Source organism: Achromobacter sp. UBA4530 (assembly GCF_002388205.1).
In the GTDB taxonomy this organism is placed as follows: Bacteria; Pseudomonadota; Gammaproteobacteria; order Burkholderiales; family Burkholderiaceae_B; genus Achromobacter; species Achromobacter animicus.
The window spans coordinates 145476-167409 of record NZ_DGMA01000011.1 but is presented as its reverse complement, the minus strand read 5'-3'; the positions used below and the strand labels follow the sequence as shown (position 1 = coordinate 167409).

Below are 21934 nucleotides of genomic sequence, written 5' to 3'. Positions count from 1 at the left end.
GAAACCCGCTGGTCATACCAGTTTGTGCGGTGCACCCCGGGCGGATCATCAATTTTTATGGTTTGATATCAGCCACTTACCAAGGCAAGGCCGATCCGCGAGAGCGCCGACGGCGCATGGTCATACCACTGGTCGCGGAGAATGCATGCACGCGGAAACTGAAGAAAAGCCCCGTCAGGTGGCCGATGAAGTCGCCGAACGGATCGAGCGTCTGATTCTGGACGGCGTCCTCAAGGCGGGCCAGGCCCTGCCGTCCGAGCGGCGCCTGACCGAAAAGCTGGGCGTATCGCGCACGGCGTTACGCGAGGGCCTGAAGCTGCTGCGCGCCCGCGAGATCATTCACACGGCGCAGGGCAAGGGCTCGTTCGTCGCGCGCATCTCGAACGTGGACGCCGGGCCGCTGATGCACCTGTTCAATTCGCAGCCGCGCACGCTGTATGACCTGCTTGAAGTGCGGTCGCTGCTGGAGGCCGAATCGGCGCGGCTGGCAGCCATCCGCGGGACCGAAGCGGATTTCATCATGATCCGGCGCCGGTATGACGAGATGGTGTCCGCGCAGGGCGTCGCCACTGACACCGCCACCCACGCGCATCTGGACCACGCCTTTCATCTGGCGATCTGCGAGGCCTCGCACAACCCTGTGCTGGTGCATACGCTGCAATCGCTGACGGATCTGCTGCTGGGATCGGTGTTCGCGTGCGTGAACAACCTGTACCACCGCGAGCCCGAGAAGCGCCAGATCGACCGCCAGCACACGCGGCTGTTCAATGCGGTGATCGGGCGCCAGCCAGAGCAGGCGCGCAAAGCCGCGGCCGATCATGTGGACAGCGTGCGCCAGAGCCTGTCGGATATCGAGCAGGAAGAGCAGCGCCTGGTGCGCGCGACGCTGCGTCTGGAAGGCTGGACGTAGCGCCGCGCGCTGGCAGCGACGATGCCGGCTGTGATGACGGCGGTGATGACGGCCTCAGCGATCGGCCACCGCGCACCCGGCCAGCGCCAGCGGTTTGCCCGCGTAAATGCGGCCGAATCGGTTGTTGAGCAATGCCTCAAGGCCAATCGCCTCTTGCCCCACGAAGCCCTGCTGCGGCAGAACGCCGTGCGCCACCAGATCCAGGGCCGCGCAAATGCCTGCGGCCGTGGACAACTGGATTGCGCTCAGGCGGTGGCCGTCGACTTCCGCGCCGAAGACACGAATCGGATACGACTCTTCTTCCAGACGGCCGTGGCGGTAGCCGGACGCCGATGCCTGGATCACGATTACGTCCTGTTCGGTAGTGGGAATGGCCGATTCGAAGATGTCCTTGAGCAGGTCGCGGCGGTCGCGCAGGCGCAGGTCATTGAGCAGCAGCTTCATGATGTTGCAATGGCCGGGATAGCGCACTGACTTGTAATCGACGTTGCGCGCGCGGCCCAGCAGCGTCGCGGGCAAGGTGCCCAGGCCGCCGGAGGTGTTGAAGGCTTCGTACTCCACGCCGTCCAGCGCAAAGGTTTCGTAGCCTTCCAGTGCGGGCACGCTGGACAGTTGGCCGTCCACGATCGCCTCGCACGGATTGCAGTATTCGTTGATCAGCCCTTCGGTGCTCCACGTCAGGTTGTAGCGCAGGCTGTTGGACGGATAGCGCGGCAGTGCGCCGACGCGCATGCGCAGATCGAGCAAGGTGTCGAAGCGGCGCGCCAGCGCGTTGCCGACGATGCCGATGAAGCCGGGCGCCAGACCGCATTGCGGCATCAGCACGCCGCCGGTGTCATGGGCCAGCGCCTGGATCGCGTGCGTGCTGGCCACGTCTTCGGTCAGGTCGAAATAATGTACGCCGGCCTTGGCGCACAAGCCCGCCACCGCAATCGCGCGATGAAAGGGCAACGCATTGACCACCGCGTAGGCGCCTTCGATGCAGCGGGCCACGCCGGCATCGTCGCTGACCTGGCGCGTCTCGCAGCCCAGTTCGGCAAGCACGGCCAGCCTGCTGGCGTCCTGGTCCGCGACGAGGACGGAATAATCGCCGCTGCGTTCCAGCATCAGCGCGATCGCAAAACCGATTTTTCCGGCGCCCAGCAGAACGATGGGCTTGGTGTGCGTGGACATGGTGCGGCTCCTGCAATGAGAGGGAAGGGAAGTGGCCCCATCCTATGCGGGAGTGCTGTCGATTTGTAGCGGCTAAACCGTCGAATCGGCTTCAAGTCACGTCGATATGACCGTTGAAGTGGTCGAAGCGTCAAAGAAAAAGCCCTCTGGCTTGTGGCCAGAGGGCTGCCTGGTAGCGATTCACGGCCGGCGTGGCCCGTGGATCAGCTGCCCAGGTGGGGGGGATAGTCCAGGTTGCCGAAGGTCACCAGGCCTTCGGTCTTGGCTTGTGCCAGTTGCGATTCGACTTGGGCGCGGCTCAGCGACGTGGCGGAGGCCGAGACGGCGACGGGCGGGTAGTCCATGTTGCCGAAGGTCACTTGGCCGGCGTTCTTGGCCTGGGCCAGATCGGCTTGAACTTGCTGCGAGGTCAGGCTGGAGTGTTGAGCGATGGGGGCGGGGTAGCCTTCTTCGCCGAACGTGTATTGGCCCGAAACCTTGGCTTGTTGCAGCTCGGCTTGGACCTGAGCGCGGGTGGGGGCTTGGTCGGCTTCGGCGGCTTGAGCGCCGGCAGCCAGAACGGACATGGACAGCATCAGTGCGGTAGCAAGGGTTTTCATGGCAGACCTCCGAGTCTTGTGAGCTTGGGATTCGAGCCCCAGGCCTGACTGCCTGGGGCTCGCTTGCTGTGTCCCGATGAGAGGCATTCTGTGCCTAAACAACCCTGGGATAAACCCTTATTACCTGAAAACATCTTTCCAAAATCATGGCTAATCGGTTTGGATTGTCCATGTTGGCGCCATGGGTGGCGATATTTCCATTGCATGACGCGTCAGATATCCGGGCCTTGGAGGTCGGCTCGACGGTGAATGGGAGGGCGACTGGAGGAGTGGGCGCGCGGCCGGCTCGGGGCAGGCAGAGGCGGACATCGGAGGGGCGCGGCGAGGGGGCGGCCGCAGGAGAGTGGGAGATAAGCGGCGGCCAGCGCGCGCGACGCCCTGGCTCGCGGGCACGTCAGGTCAGCGGTTCAGGTCGGCCAACGCGTCGTTGTATTCGGCCTGCGCTTCTTCAAGCTTGCGTTGGGCCTTGTCGATCTTGTCCTGCTTGCCCTTGGCTTTCGCCTCTGTCAGCTCTTGCTGGCGTTCGGCCACCTTGGATTGCTTTTCGCGCACGTCGGCCTCGCGCTGCGATTGCAGGCGGCTGTCGGTGCAGCTTGCCTTGGCTTCGGACAGCGCCTTGCGCAGGCCCGCCTCGCGGCGCGAGTTGTTCTGCGCCTGCGCGGCGGCAATGTCGTTTTCGATGTGGCAGAACTTGGCCGCGCAACCGCGCAGCGGCGCGCAATCGGTGGCGGCTTGTGCGGGCAGCGTGGCGAAGAGGGCGCACACGGCGGCGGCGGTGGTCAGGGATTTGATCATTGCAGGCATGCGGTGACTCCGTGACGTGGGGCGGAAGGCCCATCATCGCCTGAGGCCGTCAATCCCGCAAATGCACGGCCTGAAAGTACCGCCCGAAAATACCGCTCGAAAGTGCCGCCCGGAAGTGCGGCCCAAAGGTGCGGCCCAAAAGCGCGGCTCGAAAGCGCGGGACGCGCAGACGTCGCCATGTCGCGCTTCCGCGCCGCTTCAACCGCGCCGCATCAGCGGATCAACGTGCCCGCCAATGCCGCGGCAACCAGCAATGCGCCCAGCCAAAGGTTGGCGCGGAACAGCATGAAATTGCGGTGCGGATGCTGGATGTCGAACACCTTCAACTGCCAGGCCAGATGCGCGGCCACAGCGACCATGCCGACCTGATAGGCCCACGACAGGCCGATGGCATAACCGCCCCAGGCCCACAGCAACACGGTGCCCAGATAGAACCCGCCGATCCAGAGCTTGCCCTGATCGCCGAAACGCATGGCGGTCGAGTGCAGGCCGACGCTGCGGTCGTCGCGCACGTCGACGTAGGCATAGATGCTGTCGTAGCCCACCTGCCACAGCACCGCGCCCAGCCACATGGCGATGGCGGCGAGCGGCACGTGGTTCTGCGTGTCCGACCAGGCCATCAGCATGCCCCAGTTGAAGCAGATGCCCAGCACGACCTGCGGCCAGTAAGTGACGCGCTTGCACAGCGGATAGATGAAGACGAAGGGCAGCACGGCCACGGCCAGCCAGCGGCTCATGTCGTTCAGAAAGAACAGCAGCGACCCGCACACCAGCAACTGGCCCAGCAGGAACCACACGGCGTTCTTCATCGACAACTGGCCGCTGGTCAGCGGACGGAAGCGCGTGCGCTCGACGTGCTTGTCGAAGTCGCGGTCGCACATGTCGTTGACGGTGCAGCCGATGCCGCGCATCAGCAGGGCGCCCAGCGAGAAGACGATAAGGCGTTGCAAGTCAGGCAGGCCGCCCGCGGCCTGGACCAGCGCGGCAATGGCCGGCAGCAGGGTCAGCCAGGTGCCGATGGGGCGATCCAGGCGGCACAGCCGCGCGTAGGGCCGCCACGACTTCGGCAGCCAGCGTTCGACCCAGTCGGTGAAGACGATGTCACTGAGATCGGCGGGGGATTGTTGCGAAGCGCTCACTGTCACGGTCACAAGTGGTCGGGAAAGCCGACAGCATAAAACAACGGCCGGGCATCGCGCCCGGCCGATCGGTCATCAAGGCATCCGCGCCGCCCCTTCAAGGGACGACGGCGGACGTTATCATTCCGCCTTCAGCAGCTTGCCCAGGATGGCGATGCCGGTGCGGATCTTGTCTTCCGGCACGGTGGCGAAACTGAGGCGCAGCGTATTGCGCATGCCTTCGCCGCTGTAGAACGGCGCGCCGGGCACGAAGGCCACGTTCTGCGCGATGGCCTTTTCGAGCAGCTTGGTGCTGTCGATGTGCTCGGGCAGCGTCAGCCAGATGAACATGCCGCCTTCCGGCTTGGTCCAGGTGACGGTGGATGGGAATTCCTTCTGGATGGCGTCCAGCATGCAGCTGCCCTGGGCGCGGTAGATCTCGCGCACGTTCGGCAGGTGCTCGGCCAGGAAGCCGTCCTTGACGATCTCGTACACGGCCATCTGGGTCAGCGTGGGCGTGTGCAGGTCGGTTGCCTGCTTGGCCTGCACCAGCTTGTTGATGAGCGCGCGGCCGCCAGCGATGTAGCCCAGGCGCAGGCCCGGGGCCAGCACCTTCGAGAACGTGCCCAGACGCACGACGTTCGCGCCGTATTCCTTGGCCAGCGCGATCAGGCCGGGCTGCGGCTCGCCGGCGTAGCGCAGTTCGCCGTAGGGATCGTCCTCGACGATGGTCAGGCCCAGTTCGGCGGCGCGCTTGACCAGCGCGATGCGGCGCTCCAGGTTGAGCGTGCGGCCGGTCGGGTTCTGGAAGTTGGGCAGGGCGTACAGGAAGCGGGCGCCGTCAGCCAGTTCGGGCGTGATGGCTTCGGGGATCAGGCCGCCTTCGTCGGTGGGCACCGGCACGAAGTTCGGCTGGTACAGGCTGAACGATTGCAGCGCGCCCAGGTAGCTGGGGTCTTCGACCAGCACCTTGCTGTCCTTGTCGATCAGCACCTTGCCCAGCAGATCCAGCGCCTGCTGCGAGCCGGACACGATCAGGACCTGGTCCGGGGCGATGTCGGCGCCGGCCGCGGTCAGGTCATCGGCGACCCATTTGCGCAGCGGCGCGTAGCCCTCGGTGGGACCATATTGCAGGGCCGCGCGGCCGTTGGTGGACAGGACCTTGTCGAATGCCGCACGCACCACTTCTACCGGGAAGCCGCCGGGCGCGGGCAGGCCGCCTGCGAACGAAATGACTTCGGGGCGCTCGGTTACCTTGAGAATCTCGCGGATGGCGGAGCTGGTGAGTTGCAGGGCGCGTTCCGAAAAGGAAAACGCAGGTTCGAGGGGCTTGTCCATGGAGTGCTTCTTGATCAAGAAGGGTGGGTCGGTTGATGCGTTTGACAACAAAGTATTGTCCCACACGGTAACAGCCCGGCCCTTTTATCGGGTGGAACCCCTAAAATCACCTGCATCGATAACCGCCAGTACAGTTACATTTTCATGTTCGAAGCCGCTCCCATCGTCGCCGATTCCAAGGCCGCCCTGTATGCCGAACTGACCATGCAGGCGCGCGCGCTGCTGGAAGGCGAACCCGACCGCATCGCCAACGCCGCCAACCTGAGCGCGCTGGCGTTCCAGGCACTGCCCGACCTGAATTGGGTGGGCTTTTATTTCTTCGACGGCACGGAACTGGTCCTGGGCCCGTTCCAGGGCAAGCCCGCGTGCGTGCGCATTCCGCTCAATCGCGGCGTGTGCGGCGCGGCCGCCAGCCAGCGTCAGACGCAGCTTGTGCCGGACGTGCATGCCTTTCCCGGCCACATCGCCTGCGACGCGGCCTCGCGATCCGAAATCGTGGTGCCGCTGGTGCACAAGGGCGAACTGATCGGCGTGTGGGACGTGGACAGCCCCGTGCCGGACCGGTTCGACGAAGACGACCGCAAGGGCATGGAAGCGCTGTGCGCGGTGTTCCTGGCGACCTTGGGCTGAACGCCAGCCCGCGTCCGCCTTGCCGCCGCGTTGACACCGCCGCGCCCGCCCGGTAGATTTCTGCATCCGCCGCATATCGCGTCCCGCTCATCCATGATTCATCAGGCCCACCAGACTGCTAGCCACCTCCGCGCCCTTGGCGTGGTGCTGGCTGCCGCCGGCCTGAAATCCAAAAAACAGCCGCTCATCTGACCGGAGCATGCTGTTCCGTCAGATGGGCGACGGAACAGCGGCCTCCTGGCGGCGCTTTGGCGCCTCCGCGCGCACCCCCTGACCTCCCGAGCACTTCTGTACGGTCCCCCAACGGTCCATACGAAGGAGTGTTCTCATGCAATCTCAACAATCTCTGTTCCAGGGCGTCTGGGTGCCGCTGGTCACGCCGTTTTCCGGCGGCCATGTCGACGGCGGGGCGCTGCGCCGCCTGGTGCGCCACTACGTGGCCGCGGGTGTGGACGGACTGGTCGTTTGCGGCAGCACGGGCGAGGCCGCGGCGCTGGACGATGCCGAACAGCTTGCCGTGCTGGATACGGTGCTGACCGAAGCGGGCGACCTGCCCATCATGATGGGGCTGGCGGGCAATCATCAGGGTCACGTGCTGCATCGGCTGACGGCGTTTGGCACGCGTCCCCTGGCCGGCATCCTGGCGCCTGCGCCGTACTACGTGCGGGCGGGCCAGGAAGGGGCCGCCACGTACTTTCGCTGCCTGGCCGATGCCTCGCGCTTTCCGCTGGTGCTCTACGACATTCCGTACCGGACCGGCACCACGCTGGAGACGCCCACGCTGCTGGCGCTGGCCGCGCATCCCAACATCTCCGCCATCAAGGATTGCGGCGGCTCGCTGGACAAGACGGTGGCGCTGATCAGCGATGGGCAGATGAATGTCCTGGCCGGCGAAGATCTGCAATCGCTGTCCGCGATGTGCCTGGGCGCCACCGGCATGATCGCCGCGGCCGCGCACGTGCGCCCCGATCTCTTCGTGGCGATGCACCGCGCGGTGCGGGCGCAGCGGCTGGACGAAGCCCGTTCGCTGTTCCATGCGCTGGCGCCGGTGATCCAACTGGTGTTCGGCGAGCCCAATCCCGGTCCGCTGAAGGCGGAGCTTGCGCGGCAGGGGCTGCTGTCGAACGAACTGCGCCTGCCCATGCTGCCGGCCAGTGAAGCCCTCGCGGCGCGATTGGGCGCCGCCGTGGACGCGCTGGACCGCCAGTTTCCGGCGCAAGGCGTCACCTTGCGCGCGGCGTGAGCGCTTTGTGGCGTCCGGATTCAATTGGTAATAAATCGCCTACCGGGAAGCTGACGGATTGCTTATGATGCGGCCATTCTTCAGGGTGAATAAAACCTTCATGGGCCAAGCTTTTGAAGCCTTGTCCGCCTGGCAGGTCATGCTGGCGGGGCTGCTCTTCTTCGGCAGCATCTACCTGGTCTTTGGCGCGGCCACCTGGTTGCTGACCCGGCACATCCTGCCGGCCCTGGGGCTGGGCCGGCCGCTCGATCCACGGCCGCTTGCGCCGGGCCAGTTGCGCCGCGAGCTGGCACAGTCAGGGCTGTCGATCCTGTTGTTCGGCACCGGCATGATCTTTCCGTGGGGCCTTCTGCAATTAGGGTGGGCGCGTCTGGACCCGGACGCGAGCTGGCAGCAGATCGTGCTGGAAATTTTGGCGCTGGTGGCCTGGAACGACGTGCATTTCTGGATCAACCACCGGCTGCTGCACACGCGGCTTCTGCGCCGCTTTCACCTGCCGCATCATCGCTCGGTCGTGACGACGCCGTTCTCGACGTACAGCTTTCATCCCATCGAGGCGCTGATGTTGGGCAACGTGATCCTGCTGCCCATGGTGGTGCACGATTTCAGCTTCTGGTCGTTGTTGTCGGTGCCGCTCTTTAGCCTGTTCTTCAATTGCATCGGTCACGCCAACTACGATTTCTTTCCCAAGGTCTCGTACGCGCACTGGTTCGCCGCCAGCCGCCGGCACCATCTGCACCACGCCTGCTACAACGGCAACTACGGCTTCCAGTTCACCTTCATGGATCGCCTGTTCCGCACGCGGCTGGGGGCGGAAGCCGCCGAGCGACAGCTGGAAGCCTATCGGCAGCGCGAGTCCGGCGCCGGCCTGCGAGGCTCCGCATAGTGGCGGCAAGGATCGGCCCGAATGGCCAGAGCGGCCCGCGGCGTGCGCTGCCCACGCTGCGCAACCGGCGGGATTGGCAGAGCCTGACCTATCTGGCTGCGCTGCCCCTGCTGGCGGCCTGGCAGTGGTTCAACGGGTTTTGGTGGCCGGCCTATGCGCTGATGCTGTTTCTGACCCTGGGCATCGGCGTCATCCATCACAACCACACGCACATCCGGATGTGGCGCGGCCGCTGGGCCAACCGCATCACCGACTTCTGGATCACGCTGCTGCAGGGCCATCCGACGTTCGTGTTCTATCCGGCCCATGTGGCCAATCATCACCGCTACAAGCATGGCGAGCGCGATGTGGCGCGCACGTACCGGTTTGGCGGCGACACCAACCATTTGTGGGGCTACGTCATCCATCCCGTGCAAGCGGCCTGGGTGCTGTATCCCCTGTTTTTCGCGTGGCTGGGCCGGCTGCGCAGACACTGGCCGGGCGCCTTTCGCTATTGCATGGCGCAGTACGGCGCGTGGCTGGGCCTGTGGGCCGGGCTGATCGCGGTGAACCCGGTCAAGGCGCTGGTGTTCGTGATCGTGCCGCAGCTGCACGGCCTGCATTGGCTGCTGGCCACCAATTATCTGCAGCACGCGCATGCGGACGGCGGACCGCGGCACGTTGCGGGCCTGAACTACGCGCGCAATTTCGAGGGGCTGGTCAATCCGCTGCTGTTCAACATCGGCCTGCACACCGCGCACCACGAGCATCCGCGCGCGCACTGGTCCGAACTGACCGGCCTGCATCGTGACTACTACCGCAGCCGCGTGCGTGCTGAATTGAACGAGCGCGGCCTCGTGCCCTATATGTTCCGCACCTTCGTGCTGGGCGCTTTCGTGCCGCGTTTTCGCAGCCGTTCCTGCATGGCGCCCGAGCACGTCCGCTAGCGCCGTACACCCCCATTTCCCAACCAGAGATCCGTCATGCCCATTGCGTTTCATCGTGTCTACCTGGAGAGCGCCGGCTATTTCATGCCGGGCGAGCCCGTGTCCAACGAAGCCATGGACGACTACATCGCGCCGCTGAACCGCATGTCCAGCCGGATCAAGAGCCGCATCCTGGCCGAGAACGGCATCAAGCAACGCTACTACGCGATCGATCGGGATGGCGCGACCGTGTTCTCGAATGCGCAGCTTGCAGCCAACGCGATTCGCGATTGCCTGCGGCGCCATGACACCGACCTGTCGGCCGTATCGATGCTGGCCAGCGGCTCGTCAGGCGGCGATGCGCTGATGCCGGGCTTTTCCAACATGATCCAGGGCGAGCTGGCCGCGCCGCCGATGGAGACGCTGTCAGTGCATGGCATCTGCGCGGCGGGCGTGTCGGCGATCCAGGCGGCCGCGCAAGGCGTCGAGTTGGGCGCGCATGCCAGCGCGCTGGCCGTGGCCAGCGAACTGCCGTCGCGCCTGTTCAAGCGCTCGCGCTTTGCCGCGCGCGGCTACGACGCCGACTTCGACGCGCATTTCCTGCGCTGGATGCTGTCGGACGGCGCCGGTGCGGTGCTGCTGGGCAATGGCCAGCGGCCGCTGCCCGGCGCGTCGCAGGGCGTGCGCTTGCGCTTGAAGTGGGTGCATCAGCGCTCGTTCTCCGGCGACTATCCGGTGTGCATGCAGCTTGGGCTGTCGGCCGACCGGAGCAAGGGGCATCTGGACTACCCGTCCTGGAACGAGGCCGAGGCCGATGGCGCGTTGTCGCTGCGCCAGGACATCCGCCTGTTGCCGCATCTGTTCGACATCGGCATCCACGAGTACGCCAAGCTGGTGCGCGACGGCTGGGTGGATCCGGACCAGGTCGATCACTTCCTGTGCCATTACTCATCGGAAAAATTCATCCCGGTCGTGGAAGACCTGATGGAGAAGGCCGGCCTGGTGATCCCGCGCGAGCGCTGGTTCAGCAACCTGGCGTGGCGCGGCAACACAGGCGCCGCCTCCATCATGATCATGCTGGCCGAGTTCCTGGAGACGCGGGAGGTCAAGCCGGGCGAACAGATCTTCTGCTACATCCCCGAATCCGGGCGCTTCATGGCGGCCTACATGCTGCTGGAAGCCGAAGCGGTGCACGCCCAGCCGGCGGTGGCCGCAGGCGTGTCGGGCGTCGCTACGCCGGGCGTCGTTACTCCTGGCGTCGCTACGCCGGGCGCCGCTGCGCGCGAAGACGCGGCGTCCGCCGACGCCGACGCTATCGCGCCGCCGCACGATCCCGACATGGCGCCGCAAGGCCTGGGCCAGCTTCTGACCGAACTCGCGGCGATCTGGCACGACTACCGCTCGCGCGTGTGGCGCACGCCGGTGATCCGCCGCCTGCGCAACCGCCAATTCCAGACCACGGATTACCTGACGTGGATGGAGAACTGGATTCCGCAGGTGCGCGAAGGCAGCAAGTGGATGCGCGAAGGCGCTGCGTCGCTGACCGAGCAATACGCGCCGCTGGCCGCGCTGATCGACATGCACGCGGGCGAAGAGCAGAACGACTTCCAGATCTTGTTCGACGACTACCGCACCGCGGGCGGCACGGTGGACAGCATCGACGCCCTGCGCCGCAATCCCGGCGGCGAGGCGCTCAATGCCTACCTGCACAGCCTGGCCGCCACGCGCGATCCGATCGGCCTTTTGGGCGCCATTTACATCATCGAAGGCACGGGGCAGCGCATCGTGCCGGCGCTGCTGCCGCTGCTCAAGGCCAGTCTGAAGCTGCCGCCCGACGCCTTCCGCTTCCTGGAATACCACGGTCACAACGATGAACACCATCTGGCGCGCTGGCTGTCGGCCGTGGAACTGGCGCTCGATTGCGACGAGGATGGCCGCGCCGAGCAGCGCATCGTCGACACCGCGCGCCGCACGGCGGCGCTTTACCTGATGCAGTTTCATCACGTGATGGAGGCGGACGCGGCATGAACAAGGAGCCTGAATTCCTTGCCCGGGAGCACGATCCGGCGGATCCCAGCCCCTGGCTCGCGTTGTACCTGGACCGCAGCACGCCGCTGCCGGACAAGGTCAAGAAGGCCTGGCTGACGGATTCCAGCTGCGCGTCGCGCCAATACCTGTTGCCGTTCCTGCGGCCGCTTGCGCGGGCCTTCATCATCCTGATCCAGATCGTCAAAACGTTCCTGCCGCGACGCTGGTCGCATTCCCGGGTGCTGCATCGCATTCTGGCGTGGGGCTTGAAACGGTTCGTGTCGCCCGAGGCCAACTGGCTGATCCTGCGGCATTTTCATCTGGGGGCGCAGGCGTTGGCGTTCATCGCGGCGAACTCGCCGGTGCCGATCACTACGACGCCGCTCGAGCCGATGACGATCGACGACCTGAAGGACGATCTGTTCGTCAAGCACGACCTGAATCTCTTCAACTTCGTCATCCGGCTGAACCAGGCGCTGCGGGATGCGGGCGTGGAGATGCACGCGCCGCAGACCGTGGACTTTTCCATGCTGCGCGACCCGCCGATCCGGCTGGAGGACATGCCGCAAGGCAAGCTGAACTTCCTGGACCTGCAAAGCGCCATCGAGCTGTTCACGCCGCTGTATCAACTGCTGCTGACCGACAACGACTTCTGGCGCGCGGCCAATTCGCTGCAGCTCGATGAGACCGTGGGCATCTATGCGGCCAAGCTGCTGGGCGCGCCGCAGCACCTGATCCTGGTCAACAACAGCCATCCGCTGGTGCCCATGTCTACGCTACGTGCAGGCTACCGGCTGGTGCTGCATGGCCTGTCCACCGAGATGCTGCACAGCCTGCTGATGGAGATGAAGGCGGCCCAGGCGGGCGCCGAACCGCCGGCCCCGATCGCGTAGAAAAGGCGGCAGGGATCAGTGTTGACCCTGCGTTACACCGGCCAGCCGCTGGGCTATATTGCGACGCTTGTCCGACAAGCCCGCCGGAACACCCCTCCGCCGGGCGTCATAGGAATTGCCGCAAATGCCCCAGACGCTAGAGGTCATCGCCACCATCCTGTTTGCCGTGGCGGTCCTCCACACCTTTTCGGTTCCCTTCTTTGCGCGCCTGGCGCATCGGGGCGGGCCGCACGCGGGCTTCTGGCATCTGTTTTCCGAGGTCGAGGCCGTCTTCGGCGTCTGGGCCTTCGCGCTGATCGTGACCATGGCCGCGCTGGCCGGTCCGTCGGCCGCCATCGACTACATGGACACGCGCAACTTTACGGAGCCGCTGTTCGTCTTTGTCATCATGGTGGTGGCGGCCAGCCGGCCGATTCTTGAGCTGGTTGGGCTGCTGGTCCGCATCGTGGCGCGGGCGCTGCCCATGCCGCGCGAGCTCTCGACCTTTTTCGTGGTGATGGCCCTGGTGCCGCTGGGCGGCTCGTTCATCACCGAACCCGCCGCGATGACGCTGGCCGCCATCCTGCTGCGCGACGCGTACTTTCGCAGCAGCGGCCGGGCCGGGTTCAAGTATCTGACGCTGGGCGTGCTGTTCGTGAACGTGTCCATCGGCGGCGTGCTGACGTCCTATGCCGCGCCGCCCGTCCTGATGGTGGCGGGCACGTTCGGCTGGGATTCGGCCTTCATGCTGCAGCACTTCGGCTGGCGCGCGGCGCTGGCAGTCTGCCTGAACGCGGGTCTGCTGACGTTCATCTGCCGCAAGGCGCTGCTCGAAGGCGCGGTGGGCACGCGCGGCGGCGTCGATGCGCCGGACGGCGCCGGCAAGCGCGCGCCGGTGCCCGCCATCGTGATCCTGGTGCACCTGGTGTTCCTGGTCGCCATCGTGCTGACCGCGCACCATCCGGCCATCTTCCTGGGCCTTTTGATGATGTTTATCGGTTTTTCCGAGGCGTACAAGCGGCACCAGGACCGCCTGATGATCAAGGAGGGCCTGATGGTCGGTTTCTTCCTGGCCGGTCTCGTGGTGCTGGGCGGATTGCAGAAGTGGTGGCTGCAAGGACTGCTTGGCGGGCTGGAGCCCTTCGTCCTGTTCTGGGGCGCGACGGCGCTGACGGCCATCACCGACAACGCGGCGCTCACCTATCTGGGGTCGCTCGTGGAAGGCACCAGCGAGGCCTGGCGCTACATGCTGGTGGCCGGCGCGGTCACGGGCGGCGGGTTGACGGTGATCGCCAACGCGCCCAATCCGGCCGGTTTCGCCATCCTGAAGAACCATTTCCCGGATGGCAGCATTTCGTCCGGGCGCCTGTTCCTGTGCGCCTTGGGACCGACCCTGGTGGCCGCCGTGATGTTCTTGCTTCCCGTGTAGGGGAAGGCCGCCCGCACCGGGCAGGCCGTGCCCCGGGCGCCGGCTTGCGGCCGGCAGGGTGGGGCGGACACCGACGCTTTATGAAAAACCGCTAAAATTCAAGACTTTCCCGTATTTTTCCGGCCTTGCCCAGCCGCCGAGCCTTGCGCCCGCGCGCGGCAGCAGGCGGAATTTGATATGCCGGGCTTGCGCCTGGGAGCCCTCGATGCCCATCTACGCCTATAAGTGCAGCGCCTGCGGCCATGCCAAAGACGTCTTGCAGAAGATTTCCGACGCGCCGCTTTCGGTTTGCCCCGAATGCGGCCAAAGCACGTTTTCCAAGCAGGTGACCGCGGCTGGATTCCAGCTCAAGGGCTCCGGCTGGTATGTCACGGACTTCCGTAACAACGGCAGCGGCAACAGCAGCAGCGGCGCCAACAGCAGCAGCCCGGGCGCCGCCCCGGCCTCCGCTGAAAGTGCCACGCCCGCCGCCGCGCCGGCTGCCGCGCCTGCCGCAGCCCCCGCCCCGGCGACGCCTGCTGCCGGCAGCGCCGCTTCCTAGAGCGCATCGCGATGCGGATGCGCGTCATCAAGAAGTACTTCATCACCGGGCTGCTGATCTGGGTTCCCCTGGTCATCACGGTGTGGGTACTGGGACTGCTGGTCGCCACCCTTGAAGGGTTCGTGCCCGGCTTCCTGTCGTCCGAATCGCTGTTCGGACTGGACATTCCCGGTTTCCGCTTCGCCCTCGTGATCGTGGTGGTGCTTCTGACGGGCGTCTTCGCCGCCAACCTGATCGGCCGCACCATGGTCGACCAGTGGGAAAGCCTGCTGGGCCGCATCCCGCTCGTGCGTTCCATCTACAACTCGGTCAAGCAGGTCAGCGATACCGTGCTTGCCCCCAACGGCCAGGCGTTTCGCCGCGCGGTGCTGGTGCAGTATCCGCGGGCAGGCGCCTGGACCATCGCTTTCGTCACCGGCACGCCCAGCGGTGAAGTGGCCGCCAGCCTGCCTGGCGACCACATCAGCCTGTACGTGCCGACGACCCCCAACCCCACATCCGGCTTTTTCCTGATGGTGCCTCGCGCCGAGGTCGTCGACCTTCAGATGAGCGTGGACGCGGCCTTGAAGTACATCGTTTCCATGGGCGTGGTCGCCCCGGTCCCGGGGGCAACGCCCGTGGTCCGGCCGGCTGCGCTCTCTCCGGCGCCGGGCGTGCAGGACGCACCCCGCGCCGATTCGTAACCCTTACACACCAAGCACAAAACGGAGTCATCCCGCATGCGTACCTGCTACACCGGCCAGGTTTGCCGTGACCATCTCGGCCAGACCGTCACCCTGTACGGCTGGGTGAACCGCCGCCGCGACCACGGCGGGGTCATCTTCATCGACCTGCGCGACCGCGCGGGCCTGGCGCAGATCGTGTTCGATCCGGACAACGCCGCCTTCGCCACCGCCGAGCGCCTGCGCAATGAATTCTGCGTCCGCGTCACCGGCCTGGTGCGCGAGCGTCCGGCCGGCACGGCCAACGCTGAACTGGCCTCCGGCGAAATCGAAGTGCTCTGCAAGGAAGTCGAGATCCTGAACGCGTCGGTCACGCCGCCGTTCCAGCTGGATGACGACAACCTGTCGGAAACCACCCGCCTGACGCACCGCGTGCTGGACCTGCGCCGTCCGCAGATGCAGCGCAACCTGATGCTGCGCTACCGCGTGTCCATCGAAACCCGCAAGTTCCTGGACGAGCTGGGCTTCATCGACATCGAAACGCCGATGCTGGCCAAGAGCACGCCGGAAGGCGCGCGCGACTACCTGGTGCCCTCGCGTGTCAACGCCGGCCACTTCTTCGCGCTGCCGCAATCGCCGCAGCTCTTCAAGCAGATGCTGATGGTCTCGGGCTTTGACCGCTACTACCAGATCACCAAGTGCTTCCGCGACGAAGACCTGCGCGCCGACCGTCAGCCGGAATTCACCCAGATCGATTGCGAAACCTCGTTCCTGAACGAATTCGAAATCCGTGAAATCTTCGAAAACCTGATCCGCCACGTGTTCAAGGTGGTGCAGGGCGTCGACCTGCCGTCGCCGTTCCCGATCATGCCGTGGACCGAAGCGATGCGCCGCTACGGCTCGGACAAGCCCGATCTGCGTGTGCAGCTCGAGTTCACCGATATCACCGACGTCATGCGCGACGTGGACTTCAAGGTGTTTGCCGCCGCCGCCACGGCGCCCGGCAGCCGCGTGGTCGCCCTGCGCGTGCCCGGTGGCGCCGAAATGTCGCGCAGCGAGATCGACGCCTACACCCAGTTCGTCGGCATCTACGGCGCCAAGGGCCTGGCCTACATCAAGGTCAACGAAGTGGCCAAGGGCCGCGACGGCCTGCAATCGCCCATCGTCAAGAACCTGCACGACGCTGCCCTGGCCGAACTGGTCAAGCGCACCGGCGCCCAGGACGGCGACATCATCTTCTTTGGCGCGGACCGCGAGAAGGTCGTCAACGACGCCATCGGCGCGCTGCGCGTGAAGATCGGCCACAGCGAGTTCGGCAAGAAGACGGGTCTGTTCACGGCCGGCTGGAAGCCGCTGTGGGTGGTCGACTTCCCGATGTTCGAATACGACGAGGAAGACGGCCGCTACACCGCTGCCCACCACCCGTTCACCAGCCCCAAGGACGGCCACGAAGACTTCCTGGAATCCGATCCCAGCAAGGCATTCGCCAAGGCCTACGACATGGTGCTGAACGGCTGGGAAATCGGCGGCGGCTCGGTCCGTATCCACCGCGAGGAAGTGCAGAGCAAGGTGTTCCGCGCGCTCAAGATCGGCGCCGAGGAAGCCCGCGAGAAGTTCGGCTACCTGCTGGACGCGCTGCAGTACGGCGCGCCTCCGCACGGCGGCATCGCCTTCGGCCTGGACCGCATCGTCACGATGATGACCGGCGCCGAATCGATCCGCGACGTGATCGCCTTCCCGAAGACGCAGCGCGCCCAGGACCTCCTGACGCAAGCGCCGTCGGAAGTCGACGAGAAGCAACTGCGCGAGCTGCACATCCGCCTGCGCAACGTCGAAAAGGCGTAAAGCCCCGGAGCGCCGTTGGCGCTCCCCCCCCGGCGGCCTTCTTCACGGGGGCCGCTGGCGGACCGGCAGCGCCGGATCCGCGGCGGTCTGCTTGAAGCACGATCCGCACTGGGCGCCACGCCCGAATCATGAGCAGGTTTCAAGTGTCTGATCAGTCAGTCTGGCGTGACCGCATGCCGCAAAGATGGGAATGCCCGGCTGAAATGGAGTAATCTGGCTAACGCCGCCAAACACGGCGGCGGCTGGCCAGAGGACCTACCGGGACCCGGCCGGTAGTTCCCAAGATTTGAAAGGCGCCATTGCTTCCATGTCGCTCATCCGAGTCGTCAGCTACAACATACACAAGGGCCGTTCGGCACTAGGCCGGCGCGACTCCCTGAATGAACTTCGCCTGGGCCTGTATGGCCTGCGCCCTGACCTGGTCTTCCTGCAGGAGGTCCAGGGCCGCAACGAGCAGAAGTCGCTGCTCGACGCTCAGCACGAGTCCCTGGCCGCGGCATTGCGGCTGGATGTGGCCTATGGCCGCAACGCCATCCGCCACGCCACCGACCACGGCAACGCGCTGCTGTCGCGTTATCCCATCCTCGACCACGAAAATCTCGACATCTCCGACCATCGCCTCGAGCAACGCGGGCTGCTGCATGCGCGCATCGACGTGGGCGATCGGGCGGTGCATTGCTTCGTGGTGCATCTAGGCCTCTTTGCCGGCAGCCGCAGCCGCCAGATCCTGGCGCTGACCGAGCGCATCAAGCGCATGGTGCCCGACGGCGAGCCCATCCTGATCGCCGGCGACTTCAACGACTGGAATGACCGGCTGGCTCCCATGTTCGTGCAGCAGCTTGGGCTGTACGAAGTGTTTTCGCACGCCCCGCGCAGCCATGGCGGCGACCTGCCGCGCCTGCGCGACTCGGTCAAGCGGCTGTCCAACGCCCTGCGCGGTTTGCCCAGCAGCGGCGTCTCGGTCATGGAGCGCAACAACCAGCTCGGCATGGACGGCAGCTCCCGGCTGCTGGCGCCGCCGCCGCGCACGTTTCCCGCCGTGTTCCCGTGGTTCCGCCTGGACCGCATCTACCAGCGCGGCTTTGCCGTGCGCAGCGCCCGGGTGCTGCGCGGCCGCGAGTGGGCCAAGCTGTCCGATCATTCGCCCTTGCTCGCGGAGCTGGAACTCCCGTGAAGGACGAGCAGGACAGGCTGGAGTGGGTGCAGGGCAACGATATCCGTCTGCTCCAGAACGGCGCCGACTTCTTTCCCGCGCTGTGCGCGGCGATCGACGCAGCCACGGTCAGCGTGCACCTGGAAACCTACATCTTCATGCTCGACCGCACCGGTACGAAGGTGCTGGAGTGCCTGTCGGCGGCCGCGCGCCGCGGCGTCAAGGTACGCGTGGTCCTGGATGGCTTTGGCAGCGCGTTGCACGGCGAGCGCGTGCGCGTTGCGCTGACCAATGCGGGCGCGCAGTGCCGCATCTTCCGGCCCGAGCCGCGCTGGTTCGCGCGCTTCGTGCCATCGCGCAGCCGCCTGCGGCGCCTGCATCGCAAGGTCACCATCATCGACGGCCGCATGGCCTTCATCGGCGGCATCAACGTCATCGACGACTACGATGACCTGGATCCCACCGACGGCCTGACCGGTCCGCGTTTCGACTTCGCCGTTCAGGTCGAAGGCCCGCTCGTCACGCAGGCAGCCCATGCGCAGGATCTCCTGTGGGTGCGCCTGAACTGGGCGCGCCTGCGGCGCCATCCGCGCGACTGGCATCGGTTGCAGCTGCTCAAGCCGCGCGATGTTCCTGCGCCGCCTGGCGGCATGCTGCGCGCCGCGCTGGTGCTGCGCGACAACCTGCGTTTCCGCAGGACATTCGAGCGTGCCTATCTGTTCGGCATCTCGCGCGCGCGGCGCGACATCCTGATCGCCAATGCCTACTTTTTTCCGGGCGTGCGTTTTCGCCGCGCGCTGGCCAAGGCCGCCGCCCGCGGCGTGCGCGTGCGGCTGCTGTTGCAGGGCAAGGTCGAATACCGGATGCAGTATCACGCCACGCGTTCGCTGTATGACAAGCTGCTGCGCGACGGCATCGAGATCTACGAGTACATGCCGAGCTACCTGCACGCGAAGGTCGCGGTGATCGACAACGTGGCGACGGTGGGGTCATCGAACCTCGACCCCTTCAGCCTGCTGCTGGCGCGCGAGGCCAATGTCGTGGTCGACAGCCAGCCGTTCGCCTGGGACCTGCAGGAGCGCTTGGAAACCGCCATCCGCGAAGGCGGACGCTTTATTCGGCCGCTGGATTACCAGCGCCGGGGTTTCGTGCGGCGGTGGGTCGATGCGGCGTCTTATGCGTTGCTGCGGATCGGCGTGGCGTTCACGGGCACGTCGGACAAGTACTGAACGCGGGTGCGCGGCGGCCGGGCAGTAAACTACGCGTTTTGGAGGGTTGCCCTCCGATCAGGCACAACGCAATGAGTATTCTCGTCACCGGGGGCGCCGGGTTCATCGGATCCAACTTCGTGCTGGATTGGCTGGCGCATGGCGATGAGGCGGTCGTCAACCTGGACAAGCTGACCTACGCCGGCAATCCCGCCAATCTCGCCGGTCTGGAACAAGATCCGCGCCATGTCCTTGTCGTGGCGGATATCTCCGACACGCATCGGATGACCGAGGTGCTGCATGCGCACCGTCCGCGGGCCATCGTCAATTTCGCGGCCGAAACGCACGTCGATCGCTCGATTGCCGGCGCCGGCAATTTCGTCCGGACGAACGTGGGCGGCGCTTTCGGGCTGCTGGAAGCCGCGCGTGCGTTCTGGAGCGGGCTGGACGGCGCCGAGCGCGATGCGTTCCGCTTCCTGCACGTCTCGACGGACGAGGTCTACGGTTCGCTGGCGCCCGCCGACCCAGGCTTCACCGAAGCCAGCCCCTATCAGCCGAACAACCCCTACGCCGCCAGCAAGGCGGGGGGTGACCACCTGGTGCGGGCCTGGGCGCAGACGTATGGATTGCCGGTGCTCATGACGCACTGCTCCAACAATTTCGGTCCCCGGCAGTTTCCCGAAAAGCTCATTCCCCTGATGATCCATCACGCCTTGGCGGGCAAGCCTTTGCCGGTGTATGGCGATGGCTTGCACGCGCGGGACTGGCTGTACGTCGCCGATCATTGCGACGGCCTGCGCCGGGTGCTCGAGAAGGGCCGGCCCGGCCAGACCTACAACCTGGGCGCGAGCAATGAACGCACCACGCTGGAAGTCGTCACGGCGGTTTGCGCCTTGCTGGATACCTTGCGCCCGCGGGCCGATGGCGGCGCATACCGGGACCTGATCGCGCTGGTCGCCGACAGGCCGGGTCATGATCGCCGCTACGCCATCGATTCGGGCAAGGCGCGGCAGGAGCTGGGCTGGCAGCCGGCCGAAACGTTTGCCTCGGGCCTGGAAAAGACGGTCCGGTGGTATCTGGATCATCCGCAATGGCTGCAGAAGGCGCCCACCCGGTCGCAGCCATTCGAAGGAGACATGCCATGACGGCAGCGGGCGCGCGCAAGGGCATCATTCTGGCGGGCGGGTCGGGAACGCGGCTGCACCCCGCGACCCTGGCGGTGAGCAAGCAGCTCATGCCTGTCTACGACAAGCCCATGATCTATTACCCGCTGTCCACGCTGATGCTGGCCGGCATACGCGAGATCCTGGTCATCTCGACGCCCGAGGACTTTCCGCGTTTTCAGCAGCTGCTGGGCGATGGCAGGCAGTGGGGACTGTCGCTGCAGTACGCGGTGCAGCCGGCGCCCGAAGGCCTGGCCCAGGCGTTCCTGATCGGGGCGGACTTCATCGGACAGTCGCCCTGCGCGCTGGTGCTGGGCGACAACCTGTTCTACGGGCATGACTTCCCCCAGCTGCTGGCTGGGGCGATGGCGCGGCAGACTGGCGCCACTGTCTTTGCCTACCATGTGCAGGACCCGCAACGCTACGGCGTCGTCGAGTTCGACGCACAGGGCAATGCGCTGCGTATCGAGGAAAAGCCGGCGTCGCCCAAGTCCAATTACGCAGTGACCGGGCTGTATTTCTACGACAACCGGGTCATCGAACTGGCGCGCCGGATTCGCCCGTCCGCGCGCGATGAGCTGGAAATCACCGATCTGAATCAGGCGTACCTCGACCTGGGCGCGCTCAACGTAGAAATCATGGGACGGGGCCATGCCTGGCTGGATACGGGCACGCACGACAGCCTGCTCGATGCATCGCAGTTCATTGCGACGCTCGAGCGCCGGCAGGGCCTGAAGGTCGCCTGCCCGGAAGAAATCGCGTTCCGCAAGCAGTGGATAGACGCGGCGCAACTGGAAGCGCTGGCGCGGCCGCTGATCAAGAGCGGCTACGGCCAATACCTGATGAACCTTCTCACTCAGGTGCCGCACTGATGCGCATCACGCCCTTGTCCCTGCCCGACGTCCTGCGCATTGATCCGGTGATGCATCATGACGCTCGCGGCTACTTCGTCGAGACCTATATTCAATCGGCCTTCGATGCGGCGGTTGGCCGTCCGGTCCCTTTTCTGCAGGACAACCAGTCGCATTCGCGGCGCCATGTCCTGCGCGGCTTGCACTATCAGACGCTGCAATCGCAAGGGAAGCTGGTGCGCGTCACCGAAGGTGAAATCTTCGACGTCGCGGTGGACATGCGCGAGGGATCGCCCACATTCGGCCAATGGACGAGCGAAATCCTGTCGTCGGAGAACCAGCGCCAGCTCTGGCTGCCGGAGGGCTTTGCGCACGGCTTCCTGGTGCTGTCCGACTACGCCAATGTGGTCTACAAGACGACGGTGCCGTACTTGCCGGCGCACCAGCATTGCGTGAGGTGGGATGATCCGGCGCTGGCGATTCCCTGGCCGGCGGCAGGCGAGCCGATCCTGTCGGATAAGGACCGTCAGGGCCTCGCCTTGGCGCAAGCACCCCGGGTCGTGTTGGGCTAGCCAG

Annotated in this window: 21 protein-coding genes; 16 read left to right on the top strand and 5 right to left on the bottom strand. The window is 65.7% G+C overall.

What is annotated here, in order from left to right; genetic code table 11:
- The first annotated feature begins 145 nt into the window (after window positions 1–145).
- Window positions 146–910, top strand: coding sequence for a transcriptional regulator GlcC (gene glcC, locus B2W22_RS12640; RefSeq protein WP_175124754.1), 765 nt, complete (start codon window positions 146–148; stop codon window positions 908–910).
- 54 nt (window positions 911–964) lie between these two features.
- Here the strand turns inward: glcC and B2W22_RS12635 are convergent, their stop codons facing one another.
- The 5 genes from B2W22_RS12635 to B2W22_RS12615 all read right to left on the bottom strand — a co-directional run bounded on the left by B2W22_RS12635 (window position 965) and on the right by B2W22_RS12615 (window position 5942).
- Entirely contained in the window at window positions 965–2083 is a 1119-nt protein-coding gene (locus tag B2W22_RS12635; RefSeq protein WP_175124753.1) for a saccharopine dehydrogenase family protein, read from the bottom strand.
- Window positions 2084–2286: 203 nt separating this feature from the next.
- On the bottom strand, window positions 2287–2682 hold the full coding sequence (locus B2W22_RS12630; protein ID WP_286937956.1) for a DUF4148 domain-containing protein: 396 nt from the start codon (window positions 2680–2682) through the stop codon (window positions 2287–2289).
- 399 nt (window positions 2683–3081) lie between these two features.
- Window positions 3082–3486 (bottom strand): DUF1090 domain-containing protein, encoded by a 405-nt coding sequence (locus B2W22_RS12625; RefSeq protein ID WP_175124751.1) that lies wholly within the window; start codon window positions 3484–3486, stop codon window positions 3082–3084.
- A gap of 212 nt (window positions 3487–3698) precedes the next feature.
- Window positions 3699–4625, bottom strand: a complete 927-nt coding sequence (gene ubiA / locus B2W22_RS12620) for a 4-hydroxybenzoate octaprenyltransferase (RefSeq protein WP_175136903.1) — start codon at window positions 4623–4625, stop codon at window positions 3699–3701.
- A 120-nt stretch (window positions 4626–4745) separates the two neighbouring features.
- A complete protein-coding gene (locus tag B2W22_RS12615) occupies window positions 4746–5942 on the bottom strand; it encodes a PLP-dependent aminotransferase family protein (RefSeq protein WP_286937955.1) in 1197 nt (398 codons plus the stop codon).
- 144 nt (window positions 5943–6086) lie between these two features.
- Here B2W22_RS12615 and B2W22_RS12610 point away from each other — a divergent pair, with 144 nt between their 5' ends.
- The 15 genes from B2W22_RS12610 (at window position 6087) to rfbC (ending at window position 21930) form a co-directional block, all read left to right on the top strand.
- Window positions 6087–6572, top strand: a complete 486-nt coding sequence (locus B2W22_RS12610) for a GAF domain-containing protein (protein ID WP_175124748.1) — start codon at window positions 6087–6089, stop codon at window positions 6570–6572.
- A gap of 328 nt (window positions 6573–6900) precedes the next feature.
- On the top strand, window positions 6901–7815 hold the full coding sequence (dapA, locus tag B2W22_RS12605) for a 4-hydroxy-tetrahydrodipicolinate synthase (protein ID WP_286937953.1): 915 nt from the start codon (window positions 6901–6903) through the stop codon (window positions 7813–7815).
- 100 nt (window positions 7816–7915) lie between these two features.
- Entirely contained in the window at window positions 7916–8701 is a 786-nt protein-coding gene (locus B2W22_RS12600) for a sterol desaturase family protein (protein WP_286937952.1), read from the top strand.
- Entirely contained in the window at window positions 8701–9627 is a 927-nt protein-coding gene (locus tag B2W22_RS12595; protein WP_246282819.1) for a fatty acid desaturase, read from the top strand. The genes B2W22_RS12600 and B2W22_RS12595 overlap by 1 nt, the downstream gene beginning before the upstream one ends.
- Before the next feature lie 36 nt (window positions 9628–9663).
- The gene (locus tag B2W22_RS12590) at window positions 9664–11634 is read left to right on the top strand and encodes an iron-containing redox enzyme family protein (protein ID WP_286937950.1); all 1971 of its coding nucleotides are present in this window, start codon (window positions 9664–9666) and stop codon (window positions 11632–11634) included.
- Window positions 11631–12527 carry a DUF6999 family protein gene (locus B2W22_RS12585; protein ID WP_175124744.1) on the top strand — a complete coding sequence of 299 codons (897 nt, stop codon included), beginning with the start codon at window positions 11631–11633 and terminating at the stop codon, window positions 12525–12527. The genes B2W22_RS12590 and B2W22_RS12585 overlap by 4 nt, the downstream gene beginning before the upstream one ends.
- 124 nt (window positions 12528–12651) lie before the next feature.
- The gene (locus B2W22_RS12580) at window positions 12652–13935 is read left to right on the top strand and encodes a putative Na+/H+ antiporter (RefSeq protein ID WP_218342519.1); all 1284 of its coding nucleotides are present in this window, start codon (window positions 12652–12654) and stop codon (window positions 13933–13935) included.
- Window positions 13936–14140: 205 nt separating this feature from the next.
- The gene (locus B2W22_RS12575; protein WP_218342520.1) at window positions 14141–14476 is read left to right on the top strand and encodes an FmdB family zinc ribbon protein; all 336 of its coding nucleotides are present in this window, start codon (window positions 14141–14143) and stop codon (window positions 14474–14476) included.
- A 17-nt stretch (window positions 14477–14493) separates the two neighbouring features.
- On the top strand, window positions 14494–15159 hold the full coding sequence (locus B2W22_RS12570) for a DUF502 domain-containing protein (protein ID WP_370632979.1): 666 nt from the start codon (window positions 14494–14496) through the stop codon (window positions 15157–15159).
- 36 nt (window positions 15160–15195) lie between these two features.
- Window positions 15196–16983 carry an aspartate--tRNA ligase gene (gene aspS / locus B2W22_RS12565; protein ID WP_175124740.1) on the top strand — a complete coding sequence of 596 codons (1788 nt, stop codon included), beginning with the start codon at window positions 15196–15198 and terminating at the stop codon, window positions 16981–16983.
- A 307-nt stretch (window positions 16984–17290) separates the two neighbouring features.
- Complete coding sequence (locus B2W22_RS12560) at window positions 17291–18157, top strand: endonuclease/exonuclease/phosphatase family protein (protein ID WP_175124739.1); 867 nt, start codon at window positions 17291–17293, stop codon at window positions 18155–18157.
- On the top strand, window positions 18154–19365 hold the full coding sequence (gene clsB, locus B2W22_RS12555) for a cardiolipin synthase ClsB (RefSeq protein WP_218342521.1): 1212 nt from the start codon (window positions 18154–18156) through the stop codon (window positions 19363–19365). The genes B2W22_RS12560 and clsB overlap by 4 nt, the downstream gene beginning before the upstream one ends.
- Window positions 19366–19436: 71 nt before the next feature.
- Entirely contained in the window at window positions 19437–20489 is a 1053-nt protein-coding gene (gene rfbB / locus B2W22_RS12550; protein WP_286937947.1) for a dTDP-glucose 4,6-dehydratase, read from the top strand.
- Window positions 20486–21379, top strand: a complete 894-nt coding sequence (gene rfbA / locus B2W22_RS12545; protein ID WP_286937945.1) for a glucose-1-phosphate thymidylyltransferase RfbA — start codon at window positions 20486–20488, stop codon at window positions 21377–21379. Before rfbB ends, rfbA begins: the two co-directional genes overlap by 4 nt.
- On the top strand, window positions 21379–21930 hold the full coding sequence (gene rfbC, locus B2W22_RS12540; protein ID WP_286937944.1) for a dTDP-4-dehydrorhamnose 3,5-epimerase: 552 nt from the start codon (window positions 21379–21381) through the stop codon (window positions 21928–21930). Before rfbA ends, rfbC begins: the two co-directional genes overlap by 1 nt.
- Window positions 21931–21934 lie beyond the last annotated feature (4 nt).

Excerpts from the sequence above, each read along its gene's own strand:
- glcC (WP_175124754.1), top strand. The coding sequence starts at position 146 with ATGCACGCGGAAACTGAAGAAAAGCCCCGTCAGGTGGCCGATGAAGTC.
- B2W22_RS12635 (WP_175124753.1), bottom strand. The coding sequence starts at position 2,083 with ATGTCCACGCACACCAAGCCCATCGTTCTGCTGGGCGCCGGAAAAATC.
- B2W22_RS12630 (WP_286937956.1), bottom strand. The coding sequence starts at position 2,682 with ATGAAAACCCTTGCTACCGCACTGATGCTGTCCATGTCCGTTCTGGCT.
- B2W22_RS12625 (WP_175124751.1), bottom strand. The coding sequence starts at position 3,486 with ATGCCTGCAATGATCAAATCCCTGACCACCGCCGCCGCCGTGTGCGCC.
- B2W22_RS12615 (WP_286937955.1), bottom strand. The coding sequence starts at position 5,942 with ATGGACAAGCCCCTCGAACCTGCGTTTTCCTTTTCGGAACGCGCCCTG.
- B2W22_RS12610 (WP_175124748.1), top strand. The coding sequence starts at position 6,087 with ATGTTCGAAGCCGCTCCCATCGTCGCCGATTCCAAGGCCGCCCTGTAT.
- dapA (WP_286937953.1), top strand. The coding sequence starts at position 6,901 with ATGCAATCTCAACAATCTCTGTTCCAGGGCGTCTGGGTGCCGCTGGTC.
- B2W22_RS12600 (WP_286937952.1), top strand. The coding sequence starts at position 7,916 with ATGGGCCAAGCTTTTGAAGCCTTGTCCGCCTGGCAGGTCATGCTGGCG.
- B2W22_RS12590 (WP_286937950.1), top strand. The coding sequence starts at position 9,664 with ATGCCCATTGCGTTTCATCGTGTCTACCTGGAGAGCGCCGGCTATTTC.
- B2W22_RS12585 (WP_175124744.1), top strand. The coding sequence starts at position 11,631 with ATGAACAAGGAGCCTGAATTCCTTGCCCGGGAGCACGATCCGGCGGAT.
- B2W22_RS12580 (WP_218342519.1), top strand. The coding sequence starts at position 12,652 with ATGCCCCAGACGCTAGAGGTCATCGCCACCATCCTGTTTGCCGTGGCG.
- B2W22_RS12575 (WP_218342520.1), top strand. The coding sequence starts at position 14,141 with ATGCCCATCTACGCCTATAAGTGCAGCGCCTGCGGCCATGCCAAAGAC.
- B2W22_RS12570 (WP_370632979.1), top strand. The coding sequence starts at position 14,494 with ATGCGCGTCATCAAGAAGTACTTCATCACCGGGCTGCTGATCTGGGTT.
- aspS (WP_175124740.1), top strand. The coding sequence starts at position 15,196 with ATGCGTACCTGCTACACCGGCCAGGTTTGCCGTGACCATCTCGGCCAG.
- B2W22_RS12560 (WP_175124739.1), top strand. The coding sequence starts at position 17,291 with ATGTCGCTCATCCGAGTCGTCAGCTACAACATACACAAGGGCCGTTCG.
- rfbB (WP_286937947.1), top strand. The coding sequence starts at position 19,437 with ATGAGTATTCTCGTCACCGGGGGCGCCGGGTTCATCGGATCCAACTTC.
- rfbA (WP_286937945.1), top strand. The coding sequence starts at position 20,486 with ATGACGGCAGCGGGCGCGCGCAAGGGCATCATTCTGGCGGGCGGGTCG.
- rfbC (WP_286937944.1), top strand. The coding sequence starts at position 21,379 with ATGCGCATCACGCCCTTGTCCCTGCCCGACGTCCTGCGCATTGATCCG.